Origin of the sequence: Mycobacterium sp. AT1 (genome assembly GCF_002043095.1) — a bacterium.
Taxonomy (GTDB): domain Bacteria; phylum Actinomycetota; class Actinomycetes; order Mycobacteriales; family Mycobacteriaceae; genus Mycobacterium.
The window spans coordinates 17,805-40,603 of record NZ_MVOC01000082.1 but is presented as its reverse complement, the minus strand read 5'-3'; the positions used below and the strand labels follow the sequence as shown (position 1 = coordinate 40,603).

Below are 22,799 nucleotides of genomic sequence, written 5' to 3'. Positions count from 1 at the left end.
CGCGACGCTAACGGCCGGGAGTTTCACGCTGTCGAGATCGTCTCGCCGACCCGACGAATCGCGACGTTATCGGCGGCGGCGCGAATGAGCGCTGGGCGTCAGTCCGGAACGATGGGCTTTTCACCCCAGACCGCACCCCCGTCGCGCTGGCAAGGGCTGATGTGGATTTGCTCACTAGAGGGCCGGTCACCTCCCTAAGCGCAACGGCCGCCGGGTATTTCAGCACCTTGTTGGCCCAACCAATCGGCGACTGCGGTGAGCGCCGACGTCCCGTCAGCGAAGGTGCCCGAGTCCGGGAGGGCTGCTATCGCAACAGCCGAGCGACCGGACGGGGTGTCGATGACACCAATTTGGCGGACTAGGTAGGCCCCGTCGGTAGACGGACCCCAACCGCCCTTGAAGTGGGCGCCGGACATTGTGCCGAGACCCCAGCGCTGATCCTCGGTGACCTGTCCCATGAGGTCGAAGATGGGCGCCGTGCCGGGGTCGCACACTGCGTTGGAAAGGAAGGTGGTTTGCTCGACGAGCGGCCACAGCGTCTGGCCGAACGCCGAGTAATCCGCCCGAATCCGTTCGGACTGTACCGAGGTCGGGTCGCCGGCCATCGAAAGGACGTCCTCGACGCGGTCGGCTGCGGTGGCGGGGTCTCCTAGGTTGGCCCAAAGTTGTTCGGCCGCCGCATTGTCCGAATGGGTTATGGCAGCGTCGATGAGCGATTCGGCTGAACCTTGTTGACGCAGCGCGGCGATGGCGAGTGGAACCTTGATCGTCGACCAGGCGGGGCCCGTCGTCGACCAATCGCCGAGCCGCACCGCTGGCTCGCTCACCCCCACGGGGGTTATGACCATGCCGATGGAGGCGGAGAGGTGATCTGTCAATTGGTCGAAAGACGCTGCCAGGCTCGGCGGTGGCGCGCCCGGCAGCGGAGCGTTTGCAAGCTCAGTGCCGCTGAGAGGGACGGTGGCCGGGCGCGGTGACGGCGTGGGCGCGGCCGGTGATGAAGCGAGGCGCGGTGTCTCCGCAGTCGGCTCCCCGGGGCGGACATCGCTGTGGTGTTTGAGGGCGAGCATTCCGCCGACGCTGCCAGCGAGCAACACTGCGGCAATTGCGAGAACGAGCCTGCGTCGGAGGCTCGTCGACGGAGGCGGTGCTCGATGATGGCGACGTTGCACGGTCATGGCTCCCCTGGGTCGAAAGATTCCACGATTAACCGTAGACGTCGCCTCGGAGGGGAAGGCTAGGATTTGCTGCGCAGGGCCGGCGATACGGCAATACTCGAGTTCAGAGCTCGAGATGGGGGCAGTAGTAGTGGAACACCAAGGCGGGGAACCGACCGATGCGATCTATCCGTACCCGGAGCAACTCTCCGCGGAACCGCCGCTGACGAAGCGACGATTCACGTTCGGCGCTCGCGAGGTGCTGGCTGCTGCGGTCGTCCTAATTCTCGTAGCCGCGGGCGCCTACTTCGGTGTGTCCTCGTTAGTCGGGGATAAGCCCTTTACCGTCGAAGGGACTTTGCAGCTGAACACCGCGAGTATCACGACGACGGCACTTCCTCCCGGGTTCAACTGCGCCGGAAGTGGCGGCTATGGCGATGTTGGCCCGGGCGCACCGGTCACCGTGTCCGACGAAGCGGGCACACTTCTGGCCAAGTCGACTCTCAGCGGCAGTGTCGGCGGACCCGGATGGTGCGCGCTGTCCTTCTCCGTGAAGGACGTGCCGGCCGGGTCAAAGTTCTACAGGGTCGAAGTAGCCCGTCGCGGGGACATGAGCTACACCGAAGACGAGGCTCGTGAACGCGTGGGGATGACCCTTGGCGATGCCAAGCCCGAGGTGGAGCCCGCGGAACCCGCACCGCCTCCGTCGCGAAATGCCAGCCCGCCAACGCCTGCCGCTCGTCCACCCGTTGCTCCTGCCCAAGCAGGCCCCGTGCCCGCGGACTCGGCACGGCCCACTCCACCGGCCTACTCCACGCCGTGTACCTCTGGTGGCGGATACGAACTCTCCAACTCCGCTGTGGGAAGTTCGCGGACGTCGTGCGCCTTCGCCGAGGTCGTCCGTTCGGCCTACGCCACGCAACCAAGAAGGGGCGGGACCGTGGTCGTCAATGCCTACAGCCCCATTACGGGTGAGACGTACCGCATGACGTGCACCGGCAGCGGCGTCGTCACGTGCAAGGGCGGAGACAACGCCGTGGTGTACCTGTATTAGTCACCGCGGCTCCGATCAGTAGTCATAGGGGACTGTTCTCAAAGTTCGTCGCTCGCAAGGAAACCCACTAACATTAGTCCGCCCATGACGTCGGCGGACAGCCGCCTTCGCGGGTGGTCGCGCACATCGCAGGGCTACCCGTCCAATTGGAGACCACCCCACCACGCAGTACCCACGAAGTCCACCGCCGGACCGAGTCCTGCGTGGTGCAGAAGCGACGAGCAGCGCCGCGGTACTGACTGGACCGACGAGGTGGCGCGAACGGCCGGGTCACCGTGCAGCCATAGGTTCGTGCATCGTCAGCATGAAATTCTGTCGCTGGGGTCGGTGGTGTAGTCCAGCCACTTTCCGTACACGTCGCCGCCAACTGAACGCACGGCGGCACACGCTTCGGCCGTGGTGTCACCCGCCGGCACGTAGACGGCATAGATGGGGTTGCCCTCGTCGGTCGCTGCGCGAAGCGAGGGACAGGTCTGGTCGGTGCGGAGGTAGGAGGCGCCTGGATATGCGGTCAGGAGGCGTTGCACGCCTTCGGCGTACTGCCCGGGGGTGGTCACCGACCCGAGGACGACGATTCCCTGGCCGGTGCAACTCGGTCTGCTCATCGGTTGCGATAGACCCAGATCGCCCGACGGGGGTGACTGAGTGCGAGGCGCGGGCGCCGGGCGGTTATTGGGCTGAGTGACGGTGACTGGCGGCGCCGTGCGCGTCACCGTGCGAGGCGGATCGATTGTCTCCGGCCATGCGGGTCGGGTCAGGGAGGGCGACGGGGCAGCGCCAGGAGACTCCTCTGGCGACTGCCCAAGTTTCGCGCCGAGGAACGCAACGACCCCGATGGCCAGCAGCGCTGCGGCGACACCACCGACCATCAGTGGTGCGCGAGAGGGCTTTTCCGGCGCCGGGGGTAACGAAAACCGTTGAGGCGCTGGCATCTCACGCGGTAGCGGTGCCGTCAGCGGCGCTAGCTGCGTCGCGTCGTTCGGACGGAGGTCAGGGGGACCGCCCACGATGAGACCAGAGCCGCGCCCAGCCAGCGCCGTCGCGAACTCACGGCAGGTCTGGAATCGGTGGTGTGGCTCTTTCGCCATTGCCGTGGCCAGCGCCGAATCCATCTGCCCGAGGTCGTCGCGCACCTTGCTCAAGATCGGCGGCGGTGAGGACAGATGGTGGCCGATGACGACAGCCGGGTTCGAATTCCCGAACGGGACAGTCCCGGTGAGGAGGTGAAAAGCCGTAGCCGCCAACGCGTACTGGTCAGCCCGTCCGTCGAGCACTTTGCCGGTGAGCTGCTCAGGTGCCGCGTAGGCAACTGACCCAACCGTCATGTTGGTCGCGGTCAGTCCACTGCTGTCGTCGACTCCGCGTGCGATACCGAAATCAGCGAGGACGGTACGGCGCTCACCGTTGCGGGGGTCGCTCAGCAGGATATTGGCCGGCTTGACGTCGCGATGAAGCAGAAACCGTTCGTGGGCGTAGTCGAGAGCCTCGGCAATGGCTGCGACGACGTCGAGCACGTCCTTCGGTGGCATGCCGTGCGGATACCTCTCGCGCAGCAATCGGGATGCGTCGGTGCCTTCGACGTAGTCCATCGTGATCCACAGTTGACCGTCATGCTCGCCCCGATCATGGATAGCCACGATGTGCGGATGCCACAGTGAAGCGGCGATGTCGGCTTCACGGGCGAACCGTTGGCGGTAATCCGGGTCGGCGCTCACGTCCGCCGGGAGGATCTTCAGGGCCTCCTGGCGGGGCAGCCGGGGGTGCTGCACGAGATAGACCTCGCCCATCCCCCCAGTGCCCAGTAAGCGCCGAATGGTGTAGCCGGCAAATACCGCCCCTTCAGCAATGGGCATCCGCGAATCTTAACCAGCATTGACGACAATGAGGGCTGGTTGGCAATGAGCCGAGCAGAAGAACCAAGCGCCAGCTCGCCCAAACCGAGCTCAGCAACAGCGCGTCTAGGTATGCAGGCACTGCCTAAGGTGCCCAGAGTGTCAAAACCAGATCGCTTCGTTGATCAATGGAAGTGGCCTCACATCGAGTGGGGCCTACGTAGGGTGATCGCCATGTACTCACCGCAGGCTGATGAGTCCGGCAGCCTGCGCGATGCTGGCGTGAACCGTCGACAGCTATTGGCCCTGGCAGCTACGGCGGGGTTGGCTACCGTGCTTAGCGCTTGCGGGCAGCCGTCTCAGGTAGCGAACTCCGCGACGCCTGACAACTCGCCCCCCGTGGCCACAGGTCCCGATACGTCCCCATCACCGGCGGCAGCGTCACCGGAAGCACCGCCGCCAGTTGAGCCACTAGTGCCACCATCGACGGTCGCGGCTCGCATGATTTCTCGCGAAGGCTGGCGCGCACAACCCGCTCGGCCCGGGGGCGTGCCGCACACTCCGACCCGCATGACTATTCACCACACGGGAGTCTTCCTCGGTGACAACCGCAATGCCCCCGCCCGATTGCTTCAACATCAGCGGCTGCACCAGAACGACCGCAACTGGGTCGACATCGCATACCACGTCGGTGTTGACCGCAAGGGCAACATCTACGAACTGCGAGATCCTTCGATCAAAGGGGACACCGCCACGGACTACGACACCGACGGTCACTTCCTGGTCCTCTGTGAGGGCAACTTTGAGGAAGAAGCCGTGACTGAAGAACAGCTCCAAGGCGCTGCCATGGCGTTCGCCTCGGCCAAATCCAAGTACCCCATCAGCTCGACCACGGTCGAGGGGCATCTGAAGTACGCGAGCACCGCATGCCCAGGCGCAAACCTGCAGGCGCATGTGACATCCGGGGACCTGACGCGCCGTGTAGACGAATTGCTGGTCTCCGGCCCGTTCAGCCTGCCGATGATCACCGGTCCCGAAGCCGTAGCGCTCGTGGCGGCTATAAAGGCCGGGCAGTAGGCGCACGCAAAGATGAAAAGGGCGCTCGAACGATGGCACTGACCAGAGGCAACTCTTCGCGGCAGGCGGTCCAGGCAGGACGCAGCGTCTACCGTGGCGCCCGCGTGAGAGGCGTCGGTTGTTACCTGCCGGTGCTCAGCTAAGCGATCCGTCGGCGTGGGGCGGCGGCAGGCGGAAGACGTGGCCTTTCGCTCCAGGTCGACGACAAACGAAGAGACGGGTCAGACGATGAGTACATTGAGTGCCGCTCTTCTAGCAGTCATCGTGGCGTGTGCAGTCGGATGTAGCGCGAGCAACGGCGGCACCACTGCGGTGCAGACCGAGTCCGCGGCGCCCGCGGCAACTACTGCGCTTGCTGAATCACCAACAGCGCAAAGCGCGGCGGAGACGATCAAGGTGGCGGTGCAGGAAGTTTCGAGCCTGATTGCGATCACCGAGGACAACGATGCGAACGACATCATCGGTCGAGTCAATGGCTACGTTGCGGCGACTGTGCTCGTCGATTCTCGAATTACTGGGGGTTGTGAGGTTGCGAAACCGGGCATCGCTTGCGGTGCAGGGGTAGAGCAGTGGCCGGACGAGGCGGCCGCGCAGAAGCGCGCTGAGTACATCAAGACGATCCTGTTATCGGCACCGATCCTCGGAACGGAGTATCAAGCGGTCAAGGGCAATCTGCTGCTACGGGTGAGCGGCAAGCTCAAACCCTCTGCCGCCGAGGCCTACACCAAGGCCTTCGAGGGTTAAGCGGCCGAAGGCTTGAACCGCGTCACGCCGGACGCTGCCATTGAGTCGGTCGACCGGACCTACGCCCTGTCGGTGGACGTACATCGGCTCACGCTTGCCTGCCTTGAATCTTCATGAAATGGCTCTTCGTGAGGGGCAGCAACCATCGAATCGCCTGCAGCACAGGCAGATTAAACAGTTACTTTGTCCAGCATCGCCGCCGCAACACGCTGACCGCCGTTGCCGGCCCAGTCGGGATCCGCTGAGGTTGATCCATCCGGGGTGATACCGGCCGGGCTGAGGCAACTGCGGGCGCCGACGACGACGTTGTCGCGTACCCCCAACGCGTGTTCACACGCGTTCGCGCCGTCGAGTCCGGACACCGCAGCCATGGACACCGTGAGGAGGTCGGCTTCGCGTTGGACTCGACCGACCGTATAGGTGTGGCCACTTTCGACGTAGCGGCGACGGACTTCTCCGCCGGCGCAACGTTCCCACTGGTTCTGTGACGTCGTCATGAAGGCTTGGGCTTGGTCGGCTGTCGAGAACACCGCCACGGTCTGTTCGATCTCGCTTGGGGTCGGGACATTGTTGTCGTAGGACGCGTACTGATCGGGTCGAAGTGTTTGGTTGCGCATCTCCAAGAACCCACTGCCGCCCCACGCGGAATACTCTGCGCCGAACAGCAGTCCGACGCAGGCTGGCGGGGTCACGATCTCGGAGTTGTCCGACATCCCGTAGGTCGTATCGGCGACTTTGAGCAGACCCCGGCCCTCCGAGGTCGCCACTTCGGAGGTGCCGAGGATCTCGTTCACCTCGTCGGGTGACAGCAGGACACCGTCGATGGCCGAGGCCGCGAAGACCGGTGGCGGTGGGGGAGGCGCTGCTGGCGGCGGCGCGACCAGCGACGCCGATGGAGGGGCCGGTGGGGCGGCCGACGACGTGGGGGGCTTTGCAGCGGGTGCTTGACCCCATGGGCGCCAGGCCAAGGCAATACCCGCGAGGACAACCGTCACCACGGCGACGACCGCGGCCGGACGTAGCCACTGCCTCCCGACCGGAACGGGCGGACGCTGGGTAGGTGGCGACGAGGGCGGTTCTGAGCGGACACGTGTCAGCGCGGGGTTCGCGGACGCGGCCTGGACGGCGCGAGCAGTGGGGGCAGCTGAGAGCGGCGCATCAGACTTAGCCTGTTCGGCGAACGCGCTAGCGAAGTCCGAACACCGAGTGAAGCGTTGAGCGGGGTTCTTCGCAAGTGCCGCGGCCAGCACCGGGTCGAGGCTGGCGAGCTCGGCTCGCGTATCCGCAAGCGCCGGCGGTGCAGCATTGAGGTGCCTGCTGATGACCACAGCCGGATTCGAATGCGGGTACAACGGTGAGCCGGTCAGAAGGTGATAAGCGGTAGCCGCCAGGGCGTATTGGTCCGCGCGACCGTCGATGGCCTCGCCCATCAACTGCTCGGGCGCAGCGTAGGCCACGGTCCCTACGGTCATGTTGGTTGCGGTGAGTCCGTTGGCGTCTTCGAGGTTGCGGGCAATGCCGAAATCGGTTAACAGTATTCGCTTCTCGCCGTGGTCGTCGACGACGTGAGTCACCATGATGTTGGCCGGTTTGACGTCGCGGTGCAGTAGACCTTGTTTGTGGGCGTAGTCGAGGGCACTCGCTACTGCGGTGACGATGTCGGCGACCTCGCACGCCGGCATGCCCTTGGGGTAGCGCTGGGCAAGCACCTTCGACGCGTCAAGTCCGTCGACGTAGTCCATCGAGATCCACAACTTGCCCTCGGCCTCGCCGCGGTCGTGCACGCCCACGACGTGGGCATGCCAGAGACCCGCGGCCAAGTCGGCTTCGCGCTCGAAGCGGCCCCGGTACTCGGGGTCAGCGGAGACATCGGCGGGAAGCAGCTTGAGGGCGTCGCGACGCGGTAACCGGGGGTGCTCGACGAGGTACACCTCGCCCATCCCGCCGGCACCGAGCAAAGCCACCACGGTGAACCCGGCGAACTTCTGGCCTCGATCCATCGGCATGCGCGGACAGTACCGTGGCTGGCACCGTCATCCGGGCGAAGTACCCCTGGTATGGAGATCAGGTCGGGTTCCGTTGTAGGCGCGAACCCCCGATGACATCGCAGGCGGCAGGTTAACGTCGCGGTCATGATTGACTTTCAGAACGGCGTCTTCGTCAAGCTCGGGCCCAGCGACCCCGCGCCGATCGCCGCCGAGTTGGCACCGATCTTGGTCGACGGTGAACGCGTGCACCTCAGCTTCAAGGGAATGCGCGACTCCGTGGTCTTCACCAACAAACGACTAATCGCGATCAACGTGCAGGGGTTGACGGGGAAGAAGCGGGACTATTCGTCTCTGCCGTACACGAAGATTCAGGCGTGGAGCATCGAAACGGCCGGACGCTTCGACTTCGACGCCGAACTCGAGCTGTGGTTCTCCGGCCTGGGAAAGGTGCGCCTGGACTTCAAGGGCCAGATCGACATCCGCACCATCGGGAAACTCATCGGCGACTACGTCCTCTAGCCCGCTATTCGTCTCGCAGCCGTATGTTTAGCGCCGTTCCGTTCAGATCTGTCGTCAGCGCCGATGGCAGCGGTTGGGACAGCCGGTGCCACGCGTCGTCCGTTTCGCAACGACGGCCTCCCACTCGACGCTACACATGGAACACACCCACCAGACCTTCTTGCTGCTGGCGTTTGCCACTGAGGCGGGAGTCAGGTCACCGTCCAAGGTGGGGTGCCATTCGGCGGCGATGTCGGGGTGACGATCGGCGATGGAGTTCCCCGGCTTGGGTGTCCGTCTGGCCCGAAGGCTGGATGCGCGCCCGCACGCCGGGCATCCGACACCCGTTGCGCGGCTGCCGATCACCGTGTGCCAACCGTTGCCGCACACCTGGCAGAGCCACCACGCCCTCTGTCCGCTGCCGACGGTCACGTGCTCAGGTGTCAGCGGGGCGTTCTTCACGTAGTCCCACTCGGCGGCCAAAGTCGGTAACTCCGAGGCCAGCGAGCGGGCACGGGGTCGTCGGATCTCGTCCTCGGCCATCGTGGTGGCCCACGCCGCGTCGGTGGCGAGGTAGTCATCGTGGCGTGCGGCGCGGTGACCCAGTTGGTCGAGCATCGTGAGAACGGCCTTGGCGCGGAGGACTTCTGAGGAGAACTTCGGCACGACGACGTCCCACGGACCGATTGGTTCTAGCTTCTCTCGCACGCGGATGACCGTCCACCCCACCGCGGACAATGCGGCCGTCTTCCGTCGGTCCTTCTCGCGACCCTCGGGGGTTTTGTGAAATCTGTTGCCGTCGAATTCGATCACGACGTTCCACGCGGGGATGACCATGTCGCAGTTCAGTGGTCTGCCCTTGGGCGGTCGGATGACCGTGTGCTCGACCTCGATGGGCGCCCCGGCCGCAGTGAGTTCGTGGCGTAAGCGGATCTCCTCGGCGCTAGTGCCCCACAGGATGCACTTCGGGCAGCCTCGCGCCTTGGTGCGGTTGTTGATCATGGACTGCCATTCGTGGCCCCGGGCGCACAACCACCACGCCTTCCTGCCGCTGTTGCCCGTGACATCGGCTGGGGTGAGGTCGCCATTGCGGGTGGGGTGCCATTGGCTGGTGAGCTCGTCGTCCTGCTCGGCCAGCGATTGTCCTGACCTCGGCTTCGCATAGGCACCTGCCGACTGCTGGGTCGCGCACTCCTTGCAACCGGAACCCGAAGCGCGACTACCGATTTGCGCTTCCCACTCGTTGCCGCAGTCGGGGCACAACCACCAGGCGCGCTTGCCGCTCTTCGCGGTGACCGTGGCCGGGGTGAGTTCTCCGTTTCGGGTGGGGTGCCAGTGCGCGGCGAGTTCAGGCAGGCGCTCGGCCAGCGACTGGCCGGGCTTGGGTGCCCCCAGCGCCGCGCCGGCGCGGCGCCGCCCGCACTTCGGGCAGCCCGAACCCCCACGTGTCCGGCTGATGATGATCGCCGACCATTCGTGTCCGCATGTCGGGCAGAGCCACCACGCACGGACGTTGCTTGCCCAGCGAAATTCGGCCGGGTGCAGTGCTCCGTTCTGGACGGGATGCCATTGCGCTGCGACCTCGGGATAGCGTTCCGACAAGGCGGTGCCAGTTGGCACTTGCGGGGGAGGCAGTGCCCGCTCGGAATCTTCCAGCGGTGAGGCCTGCGGGTTGTCCGTGGGCGAATGACCGTTGCCTGTGTCGTGCGTCTTGGGTGTCGCGGCATGAGCGCGGCGTCCTCGGCGACTGCATCTGGGGCAGCCAGCGCCGACGGCACGATTGCCCACCGAGGCCTCCCACTCGTTTTCGCAGCCAGGGCATCGCCACCACGCCTTCCGTTTCGCCGAGAACGCCACGTCGGTGGGCGTGAGTTCGCCGTTAAGCGTGGGATGCCACTCCGCGGCAACCGCAGGGTTGCGCTCGGCCAACGAACCGCCAGGCTTCGGCTTGCGCAACGTGGCGTGCGCGCACTTGCGGCACGAACTGCCGCCGCTGCGACTGGCGACCCAGATCTGCCACTCATGACCGCAGCTTCCGCAGAGCCACCAGACCTTCTTGTTGCTGGCGTAGCCGACCGTTTCGGGAGTGAGGTCCCCGTTGAGGCTGGGATGCCATTCGGCGGCCACGTCGGGGAACCGCTCTGCCAGCGAACCGCCCGGCTGGGGGAGGCTCTTCAGCCGCCCGGTTTCGCAGCGGGCACATGCGGGGCAGCCGTGGCCGTGAGTGCGACTGGACACCCGGGCCTGCCAGACGTGACCACAGGCCGGGCATAGCCAGAACGCCTTCAGCTTGGCGCCGGGGGTTACGGAATCCGTGTCACGATCACCGTTCAACGTCGGATGCCACTCAGCTGCCACCAGCGGAAACCTTGCCAGCAGGCTCTTCGGTGTTGGTTCTGCGTCAACGGTGTGGTCCGAAGTCAATTGTCAGCTCCCTCCCCGCAAGCATCATGACAGTCTGCTCCGACACCGGTCGGCGGCGTCAGCAGCGTGGTGAGCTACGCGCGACATAATCGGGTGTTATCGGCGGTCTCTTGAAGGAGTTGGCGCCGCAGCTGCCGCGCCGAACTACACGCGAAAGTTGCGCAGCATCTGGTTAGTTCAGGTCGCGGACGGCTGGGGCGGCGCCGCCGTCGGCATTCACTGGGGTTGGTGGATACCAGCGCAGTTCGTAGTGCCAATCGATGCCTTCGACGCCCAGCCGGTCTCCGATGACGTTGCCGTTCTCATCTCGCTCGGCGACGCGGACCCGATGCCAATGAGCGATCCGGATGTGTGGCGGGAGTCTCCACCCGGCGATGCCCACGTCGCCCTTTTGCTCGCCTACCTGCCGTCGGTACTGCCGCAGCGACGCACCGGTTCGCCAGCCCAGGTTGCCGATCTGGGCGCGGCTGATCTGCTGAGGTCGAGAGATCTGCTCCGGGGGCGGCCAGTCGATTTCGGGGTCTCCCGCCGCCGAGTACAGGAGCAGTGACAACGACAGGGGGATGAGAACAGGCAATTCCTCGCCGTCGGAGTTTCCCGCGTCGTGCGCGCCTTCAATCTGTGCCTCGATCAGATCGGCGAGCGTTGTCACGGCCAGATCACCGCGAAGTGGGAATGTCACGCTCTGCAGCTGCGGGCTCGGATCGCCCTCCTCCTGATACACCCACATGCACCGCACCCCTTGCGCCGCAGGGATCTTGGTGTACGAGGTGAACACGCCGCGACCGTCAGACCCCCGAAGTTTCAACTTGCCCGGCGACGGCGTTGGCTCCGAATCGCCCACGTGCCGATACTCGCTGACCGTCCCGGCCACCACCATTCCGAGGTAATGACACATGCGACGGCCGTCGTGCAATGACAATGGGGTGGCGAGGCTGTAGGCGACGGTGTCGAATGGGAACCGCGTCAACCAATCGGGCACCAGCTCCACGTCGGTGTTTGCGTTCATCAACGGCGAACTCGCCGTCGACCCGCAGAACGACGGGGCTGTCGGACCACTTCGCGAAGATCATCTCGGCCACGTCTTGAGCCCACTGTGTTCCTGGGTTGCGCGTTGGCGGTTGGTTGGCCCACCACTGGAACGCTGCGATCACCGCCGCCGCGTCGTCGACCTTGATGTGCCGTTTCGTCCGCAAATCTCGTGCCTTCTTCGCCACACAACTATCGTCTCGCACCGACCGACCGCGGGGAACGCGAGGTGAGCGGCCAAGCGGTGTCGATGACGCGGCGCACATCCCTCCACTGCCTACCAACCGCAGCGTGCCCGCCCAGTCGGGAAGGCGAACTGTGGTTCCAGACGTAACCTGCCGGGAGCTGGATAGACGTAGCCCGAGATGACATCTCGGCGCATGGCTTTCGTTGCGGCGGTGAGCGGTGCCGCTTGAACCGTTGTTGTCCGGCGAGCGGAATGGCCTGTCACGACACAGGGCACGTTCCGGGCGAGGGCGAGTGGTCGCTAGCTAGCTAACGATCACGACTTCGGCGTTACCTCAATGGTGTCGGACATATGCTCTACCGTCTTCTGCCAAGGGGTACATGGTGGGGGATTCCGATGGCGAACAGCGCTGATCTGAAGGATCGGTGGAAGACGCTGCAGTTGCTGGGTCCGGTGTTTGAGTTGCTGAACCGGGCCGCGCCGCGCGCGGACATCGATCATCGCAGCTATGACTTGGCGCAGCTGGCGCTGCGGCTCATCGACTACATCGTCCACAATCAGGCCAGCCTGGAGGGGTCGGTCAGTCTAGATTCGGTGACCGATCATCTGACGCAGGTGGCGCGGCGGATGAACCCGGACGATCCCAGTCGTCCGTTCGTGAAGGTCGCGCGCTTGGTGTTCAGTGCGGTGTTCAATGACGGTCGTCCTCATGAGGTGACGTGGCTGGAGGTCGACGGGACGGGCGATGGGGTAGCTGCGGACGTCTTCCGGTTCCGCTTGCTGCGGATGGTGGACAGTGAGTCCGGTGCCGCGGTCACCGCGACCGATGAGGCCATTCTGCTGTATCTGCAGGCCCTGAACACCGATCTCGCCGACCGGGCGTTGGCGTTGAAGCTGTTGGTCGAGATACAGATGCAGGCCGGCGAGTTCGACAAGGCGCTGGACTCGGCGCGGCAGGCCACCCGAACCGCGCGAGGGCTCTCGGCAAGTCTGCGGGAACGGTTGGCCGACACGCAGCGCGATGTCGGCACCGTCGACTGGCACGGCGAGATGCCGAAGTGGCTTGGTGAGGTGCGTGGTCAGATACGGCTGCAGATCGACCGGGACCGGCAACTCACCGCCCTGGCCAACCAGGCGGGTGATGATCCGGCCGCGGCGGAGGCGTGCCGCAAGATCTCCGATGAGGTCCGCATCGGAGGAGATGTGTGGACCCGGCTGGAGCGGTTCGTTCTGTCGGCAATCCCGGTGTTCCTCGAGGCGCAGAACACGCAGCGGTTCCGTCCGCGCGGTCTCGCCTCTACGATTGACATGGCCCGTGATGTCTTCGAGCCGGGTCTTGCTGCAGCCGATGACCGCTTCGCCGCAGCGGTTGGTGTGTTGGTAAAGGGTGTGGTGGCGCCGCCGACGCCGGTGTGTTGGGGGTTGGGCGATCTCACCGACCTGCTGTTTCGGGTACCGACGAGTTACGATCGCCGTCCCCCCGAGGTCGACGATCCCGGTGAACTCGGTGAGCCGCCAGGAGACTCGATCCCGCAGGACATCGCCCGCTGCGCGGCAGACGTTCTATCGGTGGCCGGCGAGCGCCCGACTCGAGTGTCGGAGTTGCTCGGTGTAGCGCGGTCACGGGCCGGGGAGGTGGAAGATCCGGATCGTTTGTTGGACGTGCTGTGGGGTGCGGCGCTGTGGGTGTTCGTCGCTGGTGAGGATCGTGCCCATGATGATGAGCCCGGCAGCGCCGACCTGGCGGCCGCAGTCTCCACACTCGTTGCGGTCGCCGATGATCACGTCCTCGCCGATGACCGTTACCGCGGTCCGGATCTGACGTTGGCGCGATCCGCCGCCCTGGATGCCTTGGATCTCGGGACGGTGAGGACGTCGTGAACCACGCCGACGTTTCGGCAGCCGCGCGGCTGATCCGGCATGCGTTGTCTCCCAGGGATCGTCCGACGCCGGGAAGTCTGTATCGCGATCTGCTGGACAGGTTCCAGGTAGATCTTCCATTCGCCGAGTTGGTCGACCGGGTGGCCGAGGGTCTGGGGTTGGAGGTGCACCAGGTCAGCCCTCAGTTGGGTCTGCTGGTGTCGGGCCAGGTCGATTCACCGTTCGCGGTGACGCTGGACAATTCTGGGCTTCCGGTGCGTAAGAGTGGGGAACAGCGTCTGCGGGATCGGCGGTGCTTCGGGCTGGTCCTGCTCGGTTTGATCACCTACGCCTACCCCAACGGGGAGACGTTGATCGACTCGGCGAACCGGCCGGTGCGGGCGTTGGACATCGAGCGGTTCCTCGAACAGCGCATCAAGGGGCTCATCGGTCTGGACGCCGATTCCGGGGAGGCCGAGGGTCAGCTCGGTGCGGCAGCCCGCGCCTGGCACGACCTTCCACAGGTGCTGCTCACCGACCACGGGCGGGTCGGCCGGGAATGCCACCGCTGGTACGTCGACGCAACCCTGACCTTTTTGACCGCGCAAGGCCGCGCGCGGCGTGAACCGGCGTTGGACGATGCCTCCGGTGAGGCATTCGTGCTCAATGACCGCTTCCGAATCGGTCTGGCGGAGGTCGCGGAGGTGTTGATCGCCGAAGTCAGCGATGCCGCCGGCAGGTCGGTGGGCAGCTGATGTTTCGTTTGCGGCGGATGTATCTGGACTCGGTTGGCGTGAGCGACAACCGATTTGCCGATCTGATGGTGGAGTTGACCGACGTCGCCGGCGATCCCACCGATACCATCGTGTGGCTGCGCAACGGGGCAGGAAAGACCACGATGTTGTCGTTGTTGCTGGCCTTGATTCGCCCCGGGCGCCGTGACTTCCTGGCACACAAGACCAAGAATCGATCGTTAGAGGACCTGATCCTCAGCGGCGACACCGCTCATGTGGTTGCTGAATGGGTCGGCCCGGACGGGCAGCTGCTGCTCACCGGCGCGGTGTACGAATGGGACGGCCGCACAAGGCCTGTCGACTACAACAGCCGCGGCGGCAAGGACCGTCTGCGAAGGAGTTGGTGGTGCATCAGCCCCGACCCCGACATCGACGGCGCCACCCTGGACACGCTGCCCTTCACCTTCCGCACCGGCGGTGGTTTTGATCGCGAACGCTTCTGTAGTCACATCAGCGGGCTGGCAGTTCAAGGCGTCAATGCCGTGGTGGTCAATCAGACCATCGGTGAGTGGCACGCCGCGCTGCGGGAACGCCGCTTCGACCCAGGACTGTTCGAGTACTTTCTTCTCGTCAACGCCGCCGAGGGCGGCATCGACGGCCTCTTCGCCGAGATCGACTCACCTGGCAAGTTCGTCAGATACCTCCTGCGGTTCGTCGGCAACCACGAACAAATCGAACCCGTACGGGACCTGCTCAAGGACACCGCCGCCGAGATCGCCAAACGTCCGATGTATCTGGCGGAGAAAGAGTTCTGTGACGACGCGCAAGCCCGGGTGCTGACCCTCGGTGCCAAACGCACGAACCGCGACGACGCCGTGCGCACCCTCGAGGATGAACGGCTACGCGCCAGCCGGCACAAACGGGCCCTGCTCGATGCCAGCGCGGTGGCTGCAGATCTCGCCGCGCAAGCCGACATTCGCAAGGGGATCATTGAGGACGCGTTGCGCACCATCCGCAGCGAGATCGACCTGCAGCGCGGCCGCGGCCTGCACTATCTGATGAAGGCTGCCGAGTTCGGCGTCGCCGCCGCGCGGTCTAAGGCCGAGCAGGCGCGAACAATGGCTGTAACCGCAGAGCTCACCGAGAATGCTTGGCAGGCCGTCGAACAGCACACCGAGTTGATTACCAGGCGAGCCGACCTCTTCGAGAAGCAGGCCGCGCTGGAGGCGAAGACGCAGGCGGCCAAGCCGCTGCAGGACCGCGTACGCGCTGCCCGCGCGCACCTGGCCGCAGCGATCGACGCCGATGTGACCCTGGCCGGACTGGAGATCGATGAGTACGACGAATACATCTCCGAATACGAAGGCGTGATCGACGATGCTGAAGAGGCCTTCGAGTCTGCGCAACAACGCCGCATGCTCCTCGACACTGAGCAACAGACCATTCGCACCGACATCGCGAAGTTCGAGAAGAGCCGTCAGCGGCTCGTCGATCGCGATGTCTTGGCTGCCGGGGAAACGTTGGCCGCCGCCGAACTCCGACTGAGCGCGACCATCGGCGAGGCGCATACCGCTGTAGAGCGACTGCAGCGCCACCAAGGAGAGAAGGAAGCCGACGCCGAAGCCGCAGCGGCGCGTTACGAGGAAGAGCATCAGGCGGCGACGGTCGCCGATCTGGACAATCGGCAACTCGAGGGTCAACTAGGGGCCCTGGCGGGTCGGGCGTCGGCGCTGGCCGATGATCCACGGGTGCGGGCCCTCATGCAGACCGGTGACGTTGACCTGGAGAGTGAATCAGCCGACCTGATAGCGGCTTTGGAACACGCGCGCGCAGACGCCGAGCGGGAGATGTTCGAACTCAACCAGGGCATCGCCGCCAGCGAGCGGGCGTTGCACTCGTTGAAGACCGACGGGCTGTTGCCTCCGCGCCTGCGGGTGCAGCAGATCGTCGATGAACTGGCTGCGGCCAGTGTCACCGCCGTACCGGGCTGGCGCTACCTCGCCCAGCACATCGACCCTGATCAACACGCAAAAGTCATCGCCGAGTTGCCCGCCGTCGTGGACGGCGTGATCGTGCACACCGACGATCTGGCTGAAGTGGCACACCAAATCCGTACCCCCGTCGACGACGTGGTGGTGCTGTCTCCGGCCAGCGTGTTCGAAGGACACCCTGCACCGCAGTTCATCCTCGGCCCGGCCGCGGCGATGTATGACATTGGCGCGGCGGCAATGGAATTGAGCACCCGGACCGAGACATTTGGTCAGACCGTCGAGCGTCGCGACGCCGTGGACGCCCTGCGGCGGTCCGATGACGCCCTGCTGTCGAAGATCTCGGGTTTCGCGCAGGATGTGCCAGCCGACGGCATGGATGGCCTGCGCGCGCGCGTACACACCAGCACTGTCACCCTGCAGGTGGCTCGCGACCGTGCCGCCGCCACGAAAATGCTGTGCGGTGACCTCGACGAGGAGGTCAAAGCGATCGCCGATCTCCTTTTCCAGGAGCGGGCGCGCGCGGTAAAGGCAGAAGAGGCATTGCCGAACGTTGCCGATCTCGCGGTGACCGAACTCGACGTCGTCGTGCCCTCCCAACAGCGACTCGAACAGATCCCGGTCGAATTCGCCGCTGCCAACGAACACCTGGCCCGCGCCCGGGAACAACGTAAGACCGCCGAAGCCGCCAGAGCAGACGTACTGGTCCACCGCGGGGAGGTGGATCGGAACCGAATCAACTGGCGCGCTGAGCTGGAAGCCCTGCCGCCGCCACAACCCTGCGAACTGTCACAGCCGGAGGCGCGGGCCGCCCGGGATGCGGCCGAACAGCAACTGCATCAACAGTTCCCCGAAGAGGTGCTGCGCTTCGCGGTCAAAGAGGCGGAACGCGAAGTTCAGGGCGCGGCGCGTCAGTGGGAAAGCCACCTTGAGCCGGTTCGGGTGCGAGCCCTTGAACTTGCCGCGTCCACCGACGCCGCCAATGAAGGATCCCGGGCTGCGGCCCGGCAACGTGCCGCAACGACTGCCACGCAGGCCAACATGGCGCACGGCGCGGCCAAGTCCGACCTTTCCGCCGCCGAACTGGTCTTGAAGGACGCCGTGCGCAACCTCGAGAGTCGGCACGGTCGCAAGGACCTCGATCCCGTTGAGCCGACAGACCGGCCCCACGCCGAGAGTCTCGCCGCCGAAACGAACGCCACCGCCGTAGATTTCGAAGGGCAGCGGTGGCGCCGTGAACAGGAATTCAAGGCCGACGAGGCAACCCTGGCCGCGCAGACGGCCCGTTCGAGGACCCTCGTCGATCAGGCGTCCCGGCTGGACAAGGTGCACGCCTCATCCGAACCGGTCGATCTGGTGTTGCCAGCCGATTACGAGGCCGTGCGGGCGATCGTGACCGCTGTGCACAAAGACTTCGAGTACGCAGGCGATCTGCACGCCGCGGCTGTCGAGGAGTTCGAATCGTCCGCCGACGAGCTCGGCCAGTGGGCCAGTGCCGACCGGTTCGTCCACCTCGCCGAGGATGAACATGGCCAGGCGGTGCGCCGGCTAAGGGAGATGCTGCGCGACAAGTCCCGAATTAGACGCGTCGCCGAGAACGCCGAAACCCTAGCCGACGACCTTCGGCTGCGCGCCACGCAGATCGGCGAACAGCTCAAGCAGGTCGAGGAGACCAAGGCCAATATCGGCAACAAGATGACCGATTTAGTGGTGGACGCCCTGACGGTGTTGCGGCGTGCATCGGCGCTCTCGGAGATGCCCGAGGGCATCGGGGAATGGGATCACCAACGGTTCCTGGACGTCTCACCGCGCAACCACCCCACCCGCGAGCAGGTCGCTCTGCGCGTGGGCGATCTCATAGACACCATGGTCAGCGGTCGCGCCGTCGAACAAGACCCCGCCGAACTGCTGTGGCGGGCCACGGACGCGTCGGTGCCCGAGGGCTTCAAGGCCACCGTCCTCAAACCCTCACCTGAGCAGTCCAGGACGCGCACACCGGTGGGCGACATGCGCAAGTGGTCGGGGGGGGTGAGAATCTCACGGCGTCGTTGGTGCTGTTCTGCGTGATGGCGCGGCTGCGGGCGGAGAAACGCACCGAGGACCGGATTACCTCGTCGGGCGGGGTCCTGCCGTTGGACAACCCGGTTGGCAAGGCCAACTACCTTCCCTTCCTGGAATTGCAGCGCAAAGTCGCGAAAGCCAATGGTGTGCAACTCGTTTACTGGACAGGGATCGGTGACCTCGGAGCGGTCACCACATTCCCGCGGATCGCGGCCATGCACAAACGTCCCTCGACCACCCGCGCCGGCCGCGCCTACGTAACCGCCGACGACGAAACCTCACGCCAAGTCCTTGACGCGGTCTCCTCGGTGCGCCGTGAACCCTGAAACGATGTTGGCCGAGGCGCTGTGGAACGCCATCGACGCCCATAGGACTCGCCGCGTCCCTCTGCCCGTACTTCTCAAAGCCGGTGCAGCAGTCGACCGTACGGGCGCAGTTACCGTTGGCTGGCGAGCCCGAATCAAAGCGGCAATCGACCACCTCGAGGGCAGCGGCCGCGTCACACTCCCCAGGACGAAACGGGACACCACCGCCGTGCCGGCGTTGCCGCTGTACGTGACGCGGGCCGCCACCGCCCGCGCGACGCGAGTCGTGACGACCGCGCCGGTGTGGCACGCCAACCTTCGTTGGGCTGCAGCCTTGTTCGATGAGGGGAAGCTGACGGGATCGGATCAGCGATTCTTGACGTCCATCAATACCTGGCTCTCGCGGCGCCGCGGTATCTCGGTGCCCCTGAGAGAACGCTCACTTGAGATCTTCGGCGACGAGAAACTCCTGGAGACAAGGGTTTCCGGTCCACTATTCGGACCGGGGCGGCTGACCTTGGATCTGTTGCAAACCTATCTCTGCTGGCCCACCGTGGAACGCTTCACCTACGGGGCCGGCGACTGGCTCATCTTGGAGAACTACACCACCTACCACTCGTTGGGCCGCCGCGCGAGGGACCTGGGGTTCGACGGCCATATCATCTGGGGCTCCGGCAACGGAGTCGCCACCCGGCTTGCCGCACTGGCCGCCGAACCCGCCCGGCCGCCTCGGCTGTATTACTTCGGCGACATCGACGTTGGAGGCTTCCGGATCGCCCGCACGGCGGCCACTCGAGCCGCCGTGCTCGGACTGCCGCCGCTGCTCGCAGCGAGCGGCCTGTACCAACTCACTCTCGATATGGGCGTCCAGCGCAGAGACAAGAACACCCGCAATCCTGATCCCACGCTGGCCGTGTGGATCTACAAGTGGCTACACACGGACCTAGCCGACGCCATCGTCGGGGTACTCGCCGCGCGGAAGCGAATCGTTCAGGAAACGGTAGGTCGCGAGGTGCTCGCCAATACGCAGCTCGCGCAATGGTTCTGACGGTTGCGGTAGCCAAGGGGGCATCGCCAGCATCGAGGGCACCGTAGTCTAGCGTTGTTTCGCGGCTCGGCAGAGCCGGGCTCGTCGACGGCCACGAAAGCGCGACTATGGTGACCGCCACCAGGTGGAACCATAGATCGTGTATCCCATGTCCGAAGAGCCCAAGTCGGTCCACATATTGCTGCGGTCTTTATTGCTCAGCTTCGCCGACTCATTTAGCTTTGTGTACACGTCCGCCGTGATGTATGTGGGGTATTTTGGGTCGAGCGCCGCCATTTTGGCCGCGTTGTTTGCAGCGTTACCCACCCCCACAAGGTCGTTCGTTCCCCGAATTCCCGTTCGCGCAACGAATAGCTTCGAAGTATCGATTCCAACCCGCTGCTTAAGGCTAAACGTTGTGTCCGGCCATTTCTTCGCGTAGCGACCCATCACAATTTCGGATGCTGCGTGGTTGATGTTAAGCCCACAGATAGCTGCGCTACTGTTCTTCGATCCGCCGATGAAGACTCCCATTACCCGATCACCGTCATATGCAGTGATGCTGCCGCCGTTGGCGCGAATGAGTTTTGCGGCGCAATAGAGGTACGACTTGTAGACACTTGCAGCTACCCAGTCGTACCTTTCCTTGACCATCTTCGTTGAGCCCGCAAGATCTGCGTACAGCACAGTGGCCTCCAGTTCGACGGCCTCGTTGCCAAGCGCGACGTCCTCCTGATCGGGCACCTGTTCTCCCGCTCGCCGTTTCCAGCTGGCTGTGAAAAATTCATCAACGTAAGTCTCTAATTCTTCTTGCAAACTCATCTTCTCCGCCCCTAACTGTTCAAGCCCGTTCCACCATCCGGCCGTCCATCACCTAACAGGAGCTGCTGCCCGCCAGCTCTCAGGATCGGACAGCGATACGAATAATGGTCTTGATCCGACCGGATTGTGTCAGACGTTGCCGTTAGCCTGTTTCGAACACAGCGATTCGCGGGAGGGCTGGTATCTGGATGGGCAATTTCGAACTCGGCACACTGCTTGAGGAGCTCGACGATGAGGTCAAGACGGAGTTGTCGTCGACCCCGGAGGTGGTCGCGAAGGGAGACAGCCTCAACGTCGAGGGTTTGCCGATTACGGCTCGCCGGTGGCACAAACTCGACGACGCGGTCGCGGTCGTCGCTGACCTCAAGAACTCGACGAAGTTGGGAACGGGAAAGTGGGCTGCTTCCACCGCCAGCATCTACCAGGCGAGCACAGGAGGAGTGGTCAAAACTTTCGACGAATTCAACGCAGACTTCTTGGCAATTCAGGGTGACGGAGCCTTCGCTCTTTTTTGGGGCAGTCTGCGGTACGAGCGCGCGCTGTGCGCGGGCATTACGATACAGACGTTCGGTTCCGGTATGACGGAGCGATTACAGAAAAAATGGCCCGACCTGCCCGACACCGGGTTCAAAGTTGGGATCGCAAGCAGTCCGCTGCTTGCGAAACGTATCGGTACACCGCGCAATCCCGCTCAGCAGGAGCCAGTGTGGGCAGGAAAGGCAGTGAACTATGCGGCTAAGGCAGCCCAGGGCGCAGACGCCGAGCAACTCGTCGTCACTGGCACTGTGTGGGACGTTGCAGAAAAGATCGATTACGTCGCCATTAGCTGTCCATGCGGGACCGGACCTAGCCTTGATATCTGGGCCGACACCGAGATTGAGAGGCTGCCGGAAGGTGATCCTGAGGCTCAGGGCCGAGTCTTAACCTCCCGCTGGTGCTCTACTCACGGCGAGGAATACTGTGCCGCAGTCCTCGCCGGAAGTCGTCGCCGCGATGATGTCGACGCACTGCGAACCGCGCTCCGGCTCAGCCAGATGCGTGACGCGATCCGAGCGAAGGCGAGGACTGGGCGCACAGCTATCCAAGCTCGTCGCCGTGGACTCGCCCCATGAAACTGCGAGGACGGTCAAAGATTGATGACGTGTCTGGAGTCCAACCACCTGAGCCAGCTGCGACAAACCCCGATCACGCGTGGAAGGCGCTGACGCTAGTAAACGAATGGCTTCGGCACAGTGAGACCAAGCTTGCGACGACACTCGCTGGCGCGGGGGTGACGGGCGGCGTGCTATTCAACCTGGTCAAGAACGATGTCCACCGAAGTATCTGGTTCAATATGAGCGCCGTCATTTGCTTTGTTGGTGTCCTCTGCGCCGCAGGCGCAGCAGTCGCGGGCCTGTTCCCCCGTTTGCGGCTTAAGCGATCGAAGAAGGCCGCCGACGAACTGATTAACCCGCTGTTCTTTCACGACATTGCGCGCGGGTTCAAAGGTGACGCACCAAGCTACGCGGCTGTGCTGCATACCCTTACAACTACACCTGACGATCTTGTGCGTCATATCGGCCACCAAGTGCACGCCAATTCTGTTGTGGCACAGCGAAAATTTAGATGTGCCGAATGGGCGATTCGCTTTCTCGTACTTGGCCTTCTCGGGCTTGTGGCGCTGGCTGGTGTAATCGCCCAAAAGCTCTGACCGCAATCGCAGAGTTGCAAGACAGACCAAACTTAGGGGCTCTCACTTGTCTTCGCTAACACCCAGTAACGCTTTGTCGCCAAAGATCATGCTCGCGACCGGAATTCATGCGCAACCTGGCGTCTACGCCCTGTTGCTTGGCTCGGGCGCCTCGAGAAGTGCGGGCATAAGCACGGGATGGGAGATCGTCCAGCACCTCGTGCAGAAGACAGCGGCCGCGGCGGCCCCCGACGACCCGGACTCGCTCGCGTGGGCCACTAATGACCCCGAGGCATGGTGGGCTGAGCATGGTGACGGCGAACCGCTCGGCTACTCGTCCCTC

General features: G+C 64.4%; 17 protein-coding genes. 11 read left to right on the top strand and 6 right to left on the bottom strand.

Going from position 1 to position 22,799, the window contains the following annotated elements:
• Positions 1 to 194 precede the first annotated feature (194 nt).
• Positions 195 to 827 carry a hypothetical protein gene (locus B1790_RS31430; RefSeq protein WP_142271611.1) on the bottom strand — a complete coding sequence of 211 codons (633 nt, stop codon included), beginning with the start codon at positions 825 to 827 and terminating at the stop codon, positions 195 to 197.
• A gap of 481 nt (positions 828 to 1,308) precedes the next feature.
• Here B1790_RS31430 and B1790_RS31425 point away from each other — a divergent pair, with 481 nt between their 5' ends.
• The gene (locus B1790_RS31425; protein WP_079927207.1) at positions 1,309 to 2,211 is read left to right on the top strand and encodes a hypothetical protein; all 903 of its coding nucleotides are present in this window, start codon (positions 1,309 to 1,311) and stop codon (positions 2,209 to 2,211) included.
• Between the two features lie 299 nt (positions 2,212 to 2,510).
• Here the strand turns inward: B1790_RS31425 and B1790_RS31420 are convergent, their stop codons facing one another.
• Positions 2,511 to 4,064 (bottom strand): serine/threonine-protein kinase, encoded by a 1,554-nt coding sequence (locus B1790_RS31420; protein WP_079927206.1) that lies wholly within the window; start codon positions 4,062 to 4,064, stop codon positions 2,511 to 2,513.
• 549 nt (positions 4,065 to 4,613) lie between these two features.
• On the opposite strand from B1790_RS31420, the gene B1790_RS31415 reads away from it, so the two are divergent.
• On the top strand, positions 4,614 to 5,120 hold the full coding sequence (locus B1790_RS31415; protein ID WP_079927205.1) for a peptidoglycan recognition family protein: 507 nt from the start codon (positions 4,614 to 4,616) through the stop codon (positions 5,118 to 5,120).
• A 228-nt stretch (positions 5,121 to 5,348) separates the two neighbouring features.
• Positions 5,349 to 5,864: a hypothetical protein gene (locus B1790_RS31410; RefSeq protein WP_142271610.1), complete on the top strand. Its 516-nt coding sequence runs from the start codon at positions 5,349 to 5,351 to the stop codon at positions 5,862 to 5,864.
• Between the two features lie 170 nt (positions 5,865 to 6,034).
• On the opposite strand, the gene B1790_RS35700 is transcribed toward B1790_RS31410, so the two are convergent.
• On the bottom strand, positions 6,035 to 7,870 hold the full coding sequence (locus B1790_RS35700) for a serine/threonine-protein kinase PknH/PknJ (protein ID WP_079927203.1): 1,836 nt from the start codon (positions 7,868 to 7,870) through the stop codon (positions 6,035 to 6,037).
• Between the two features lie 126 nt (positions 7,871 to 7,996).
• Between B1790_RS35700 and B1790_RS31400 the strand changes: the two genes are divergently transcribed.
• Entirely contained in the window at positions 7,997 to 8,371 is a 375-nt protein-coding gene (locus B1790_RS31400; protein WP_079927202.1) for a PH domain-containing protein, read from the top strand.
• Between the two features lie 54 nt (positions 8,372 to 8,425).
• Here B1790_RS31400 and B1790_RS31395 read toward each other — a convergent pair whose 3' ends face one another.
• Together B1790_RS31395 and B1790_RS31390 are read right to left on the bottom strand one after the other, a co-directional pair.
• A complete protein-coding gene (locus tag B1790_RS31395; RefSeq protein ID WP_158083901.1) occupies positions 8,426 to 10,708 on the bottom strand; it encodes a zinc-ribbon domain-containing protein in 2,283 nt (760 codons plus the stop codon).
• A gap of 238 nt (positions 10,709 to 10,946) precedes the next feature.
• A complete protein-coding gene (locus B1790_RS31390; protein ID WP_079927199.1) occupies positions 10,947 to 11,783 on the bottom strand; it encodes a hypothetical protein in 837 nt (278 codons plus the stop codon).
• 603 nt (positions 11,784 to 12,386) lie between these two features.
• On the opposite strand from B1790_RS31390, the gene B1790_RS31385 reads away from it, so the two are divergent.
• The 5 genes from B1790_RS31385 to B1790_RS31365 are packed head-to-tail and all read left to right on the top strand — an operon-like array spanning position 12,387 to position 19,986.
• Positions 12,387 to 13,871 carry a lipopolysaccharide assembly protein LapB gene (locus tag B1790_RS31385; protein WP_079927198.1) on the top strand — a complete coding sequence of 495 codons (1,485 nt, stop codon included), beginning with the start codon at positions 12,387 to 12,389 and terminating at the stop codon, positions 13,869 to 13,871.
• The gene (locus B1790_RS31380; protein WP_079927197.1) at positions 13,868 to 14,605 is read left to right on the top strand and encodes a hypothetical protein; all 738 of its coding nucleotides are present in this window, start codon (positions 13,868 to 13,870) and stop codon (positions 14,603 to 14,605) included. The genes B1790_RS31385 and B1790_RS31380 overlap by 4 nt, the downstream gene beginning before the upstream one ends.
• Positions 14,606 to 14,643: 38 nt before the next feature.
• Positions 14,644 to 18,639, top strand: coding sequence for a hypothetical protein (locus B1790_RS31375; RefSeq protein ID WP_142271609.1), 3,996 nt, complete (start codon positions 14,644 to 14,646; stop codon positions 18,637 to 18,639).
• The gene (locus tag B1790_RS31370; RefSeq protein WP_079927195.1) at positions 18,624 to 18,959 is read left to right on the top strand and encodes a hypothetical protein; all 336 of its coding nucleotides are present in this window, start codon (positions 18,624 to 18,626) and stop codon (positions 18,957 to 18,959) included. Before B1790_RS31375 ends, B1790_RS31370 begins: the two co-directional genes overlap by 16 nt.
• Positions 18,949 to 19,986, top strand: coding sequence for a Wadjet anti-phage system protein JetD domain-containing protein (locus tag B1790_RS31365; protein WP_142271608.1), 1,038 nt, complete (start codon positions 18,949 to 18,951; stop codon positions 19,984 to 19,986). The genes B1790_RS31370 and B1790_RS31365 overlap by 11 nt, the downstream gene beginning before the upstream one ends.
• Positions 19,987 to 20,091: 105 nt before the next feature.
• Here B1790_RS31365 and B1790_RS31360 read toward each other — a convergent pair whose 3' ends face one another.
• Positions 20,092 to 20,787 (bottom strand): adenylate/guanylate cyclase domain-containing protein, encoded by a 696-nt coding sequence (locus tag B1790_RS31360; RefSeq protein WP_079927192.1) that lies wholly within the window; start codon positions 20,785 to 20,787, stop codon positions 20,092 to 20,094.
• Between the two features lie 188 nt (positions 20,788 to 20,975).
• On the opposite strand from B1790_RS31360, the gene B1790_RS31355 reads away from it, so the two are divergent.
• Together B1790_RS31355 and B1790_RS31350 are read left to right on the top strand one after the other, a co-directional pair.
• Positions 20,976 to 21,899 carry a hypothetical protein gene (locus B1790_RS31355; RefSeq protein ID WP_079927191.1) on the top strand — a complete coding sequence of 308 codons (924 nt, stop codon included), beginning with the start codon at positions 20,976 to 20,978 and terminating at the stop codon, positions 21,897 to 21,899.
• Positions 21,896 to 22,477 (top strand): Pycsar system effector family protein, encoded by a 582-nt coding sequence (locus tag B1790_RS31350; protein WP_142271607.1) that lies wholly within the window; start codon positions 21,896 to 21,898, stop codon positions 22,475 to 22,477. The genes B1790_RS31355 and B1790_RS31350 overlap by 4 nt, the downstream gene beginning before the upstream one ends.
• Positions 22,478 to 22,799: the final 322 nt, after the last annotated feature.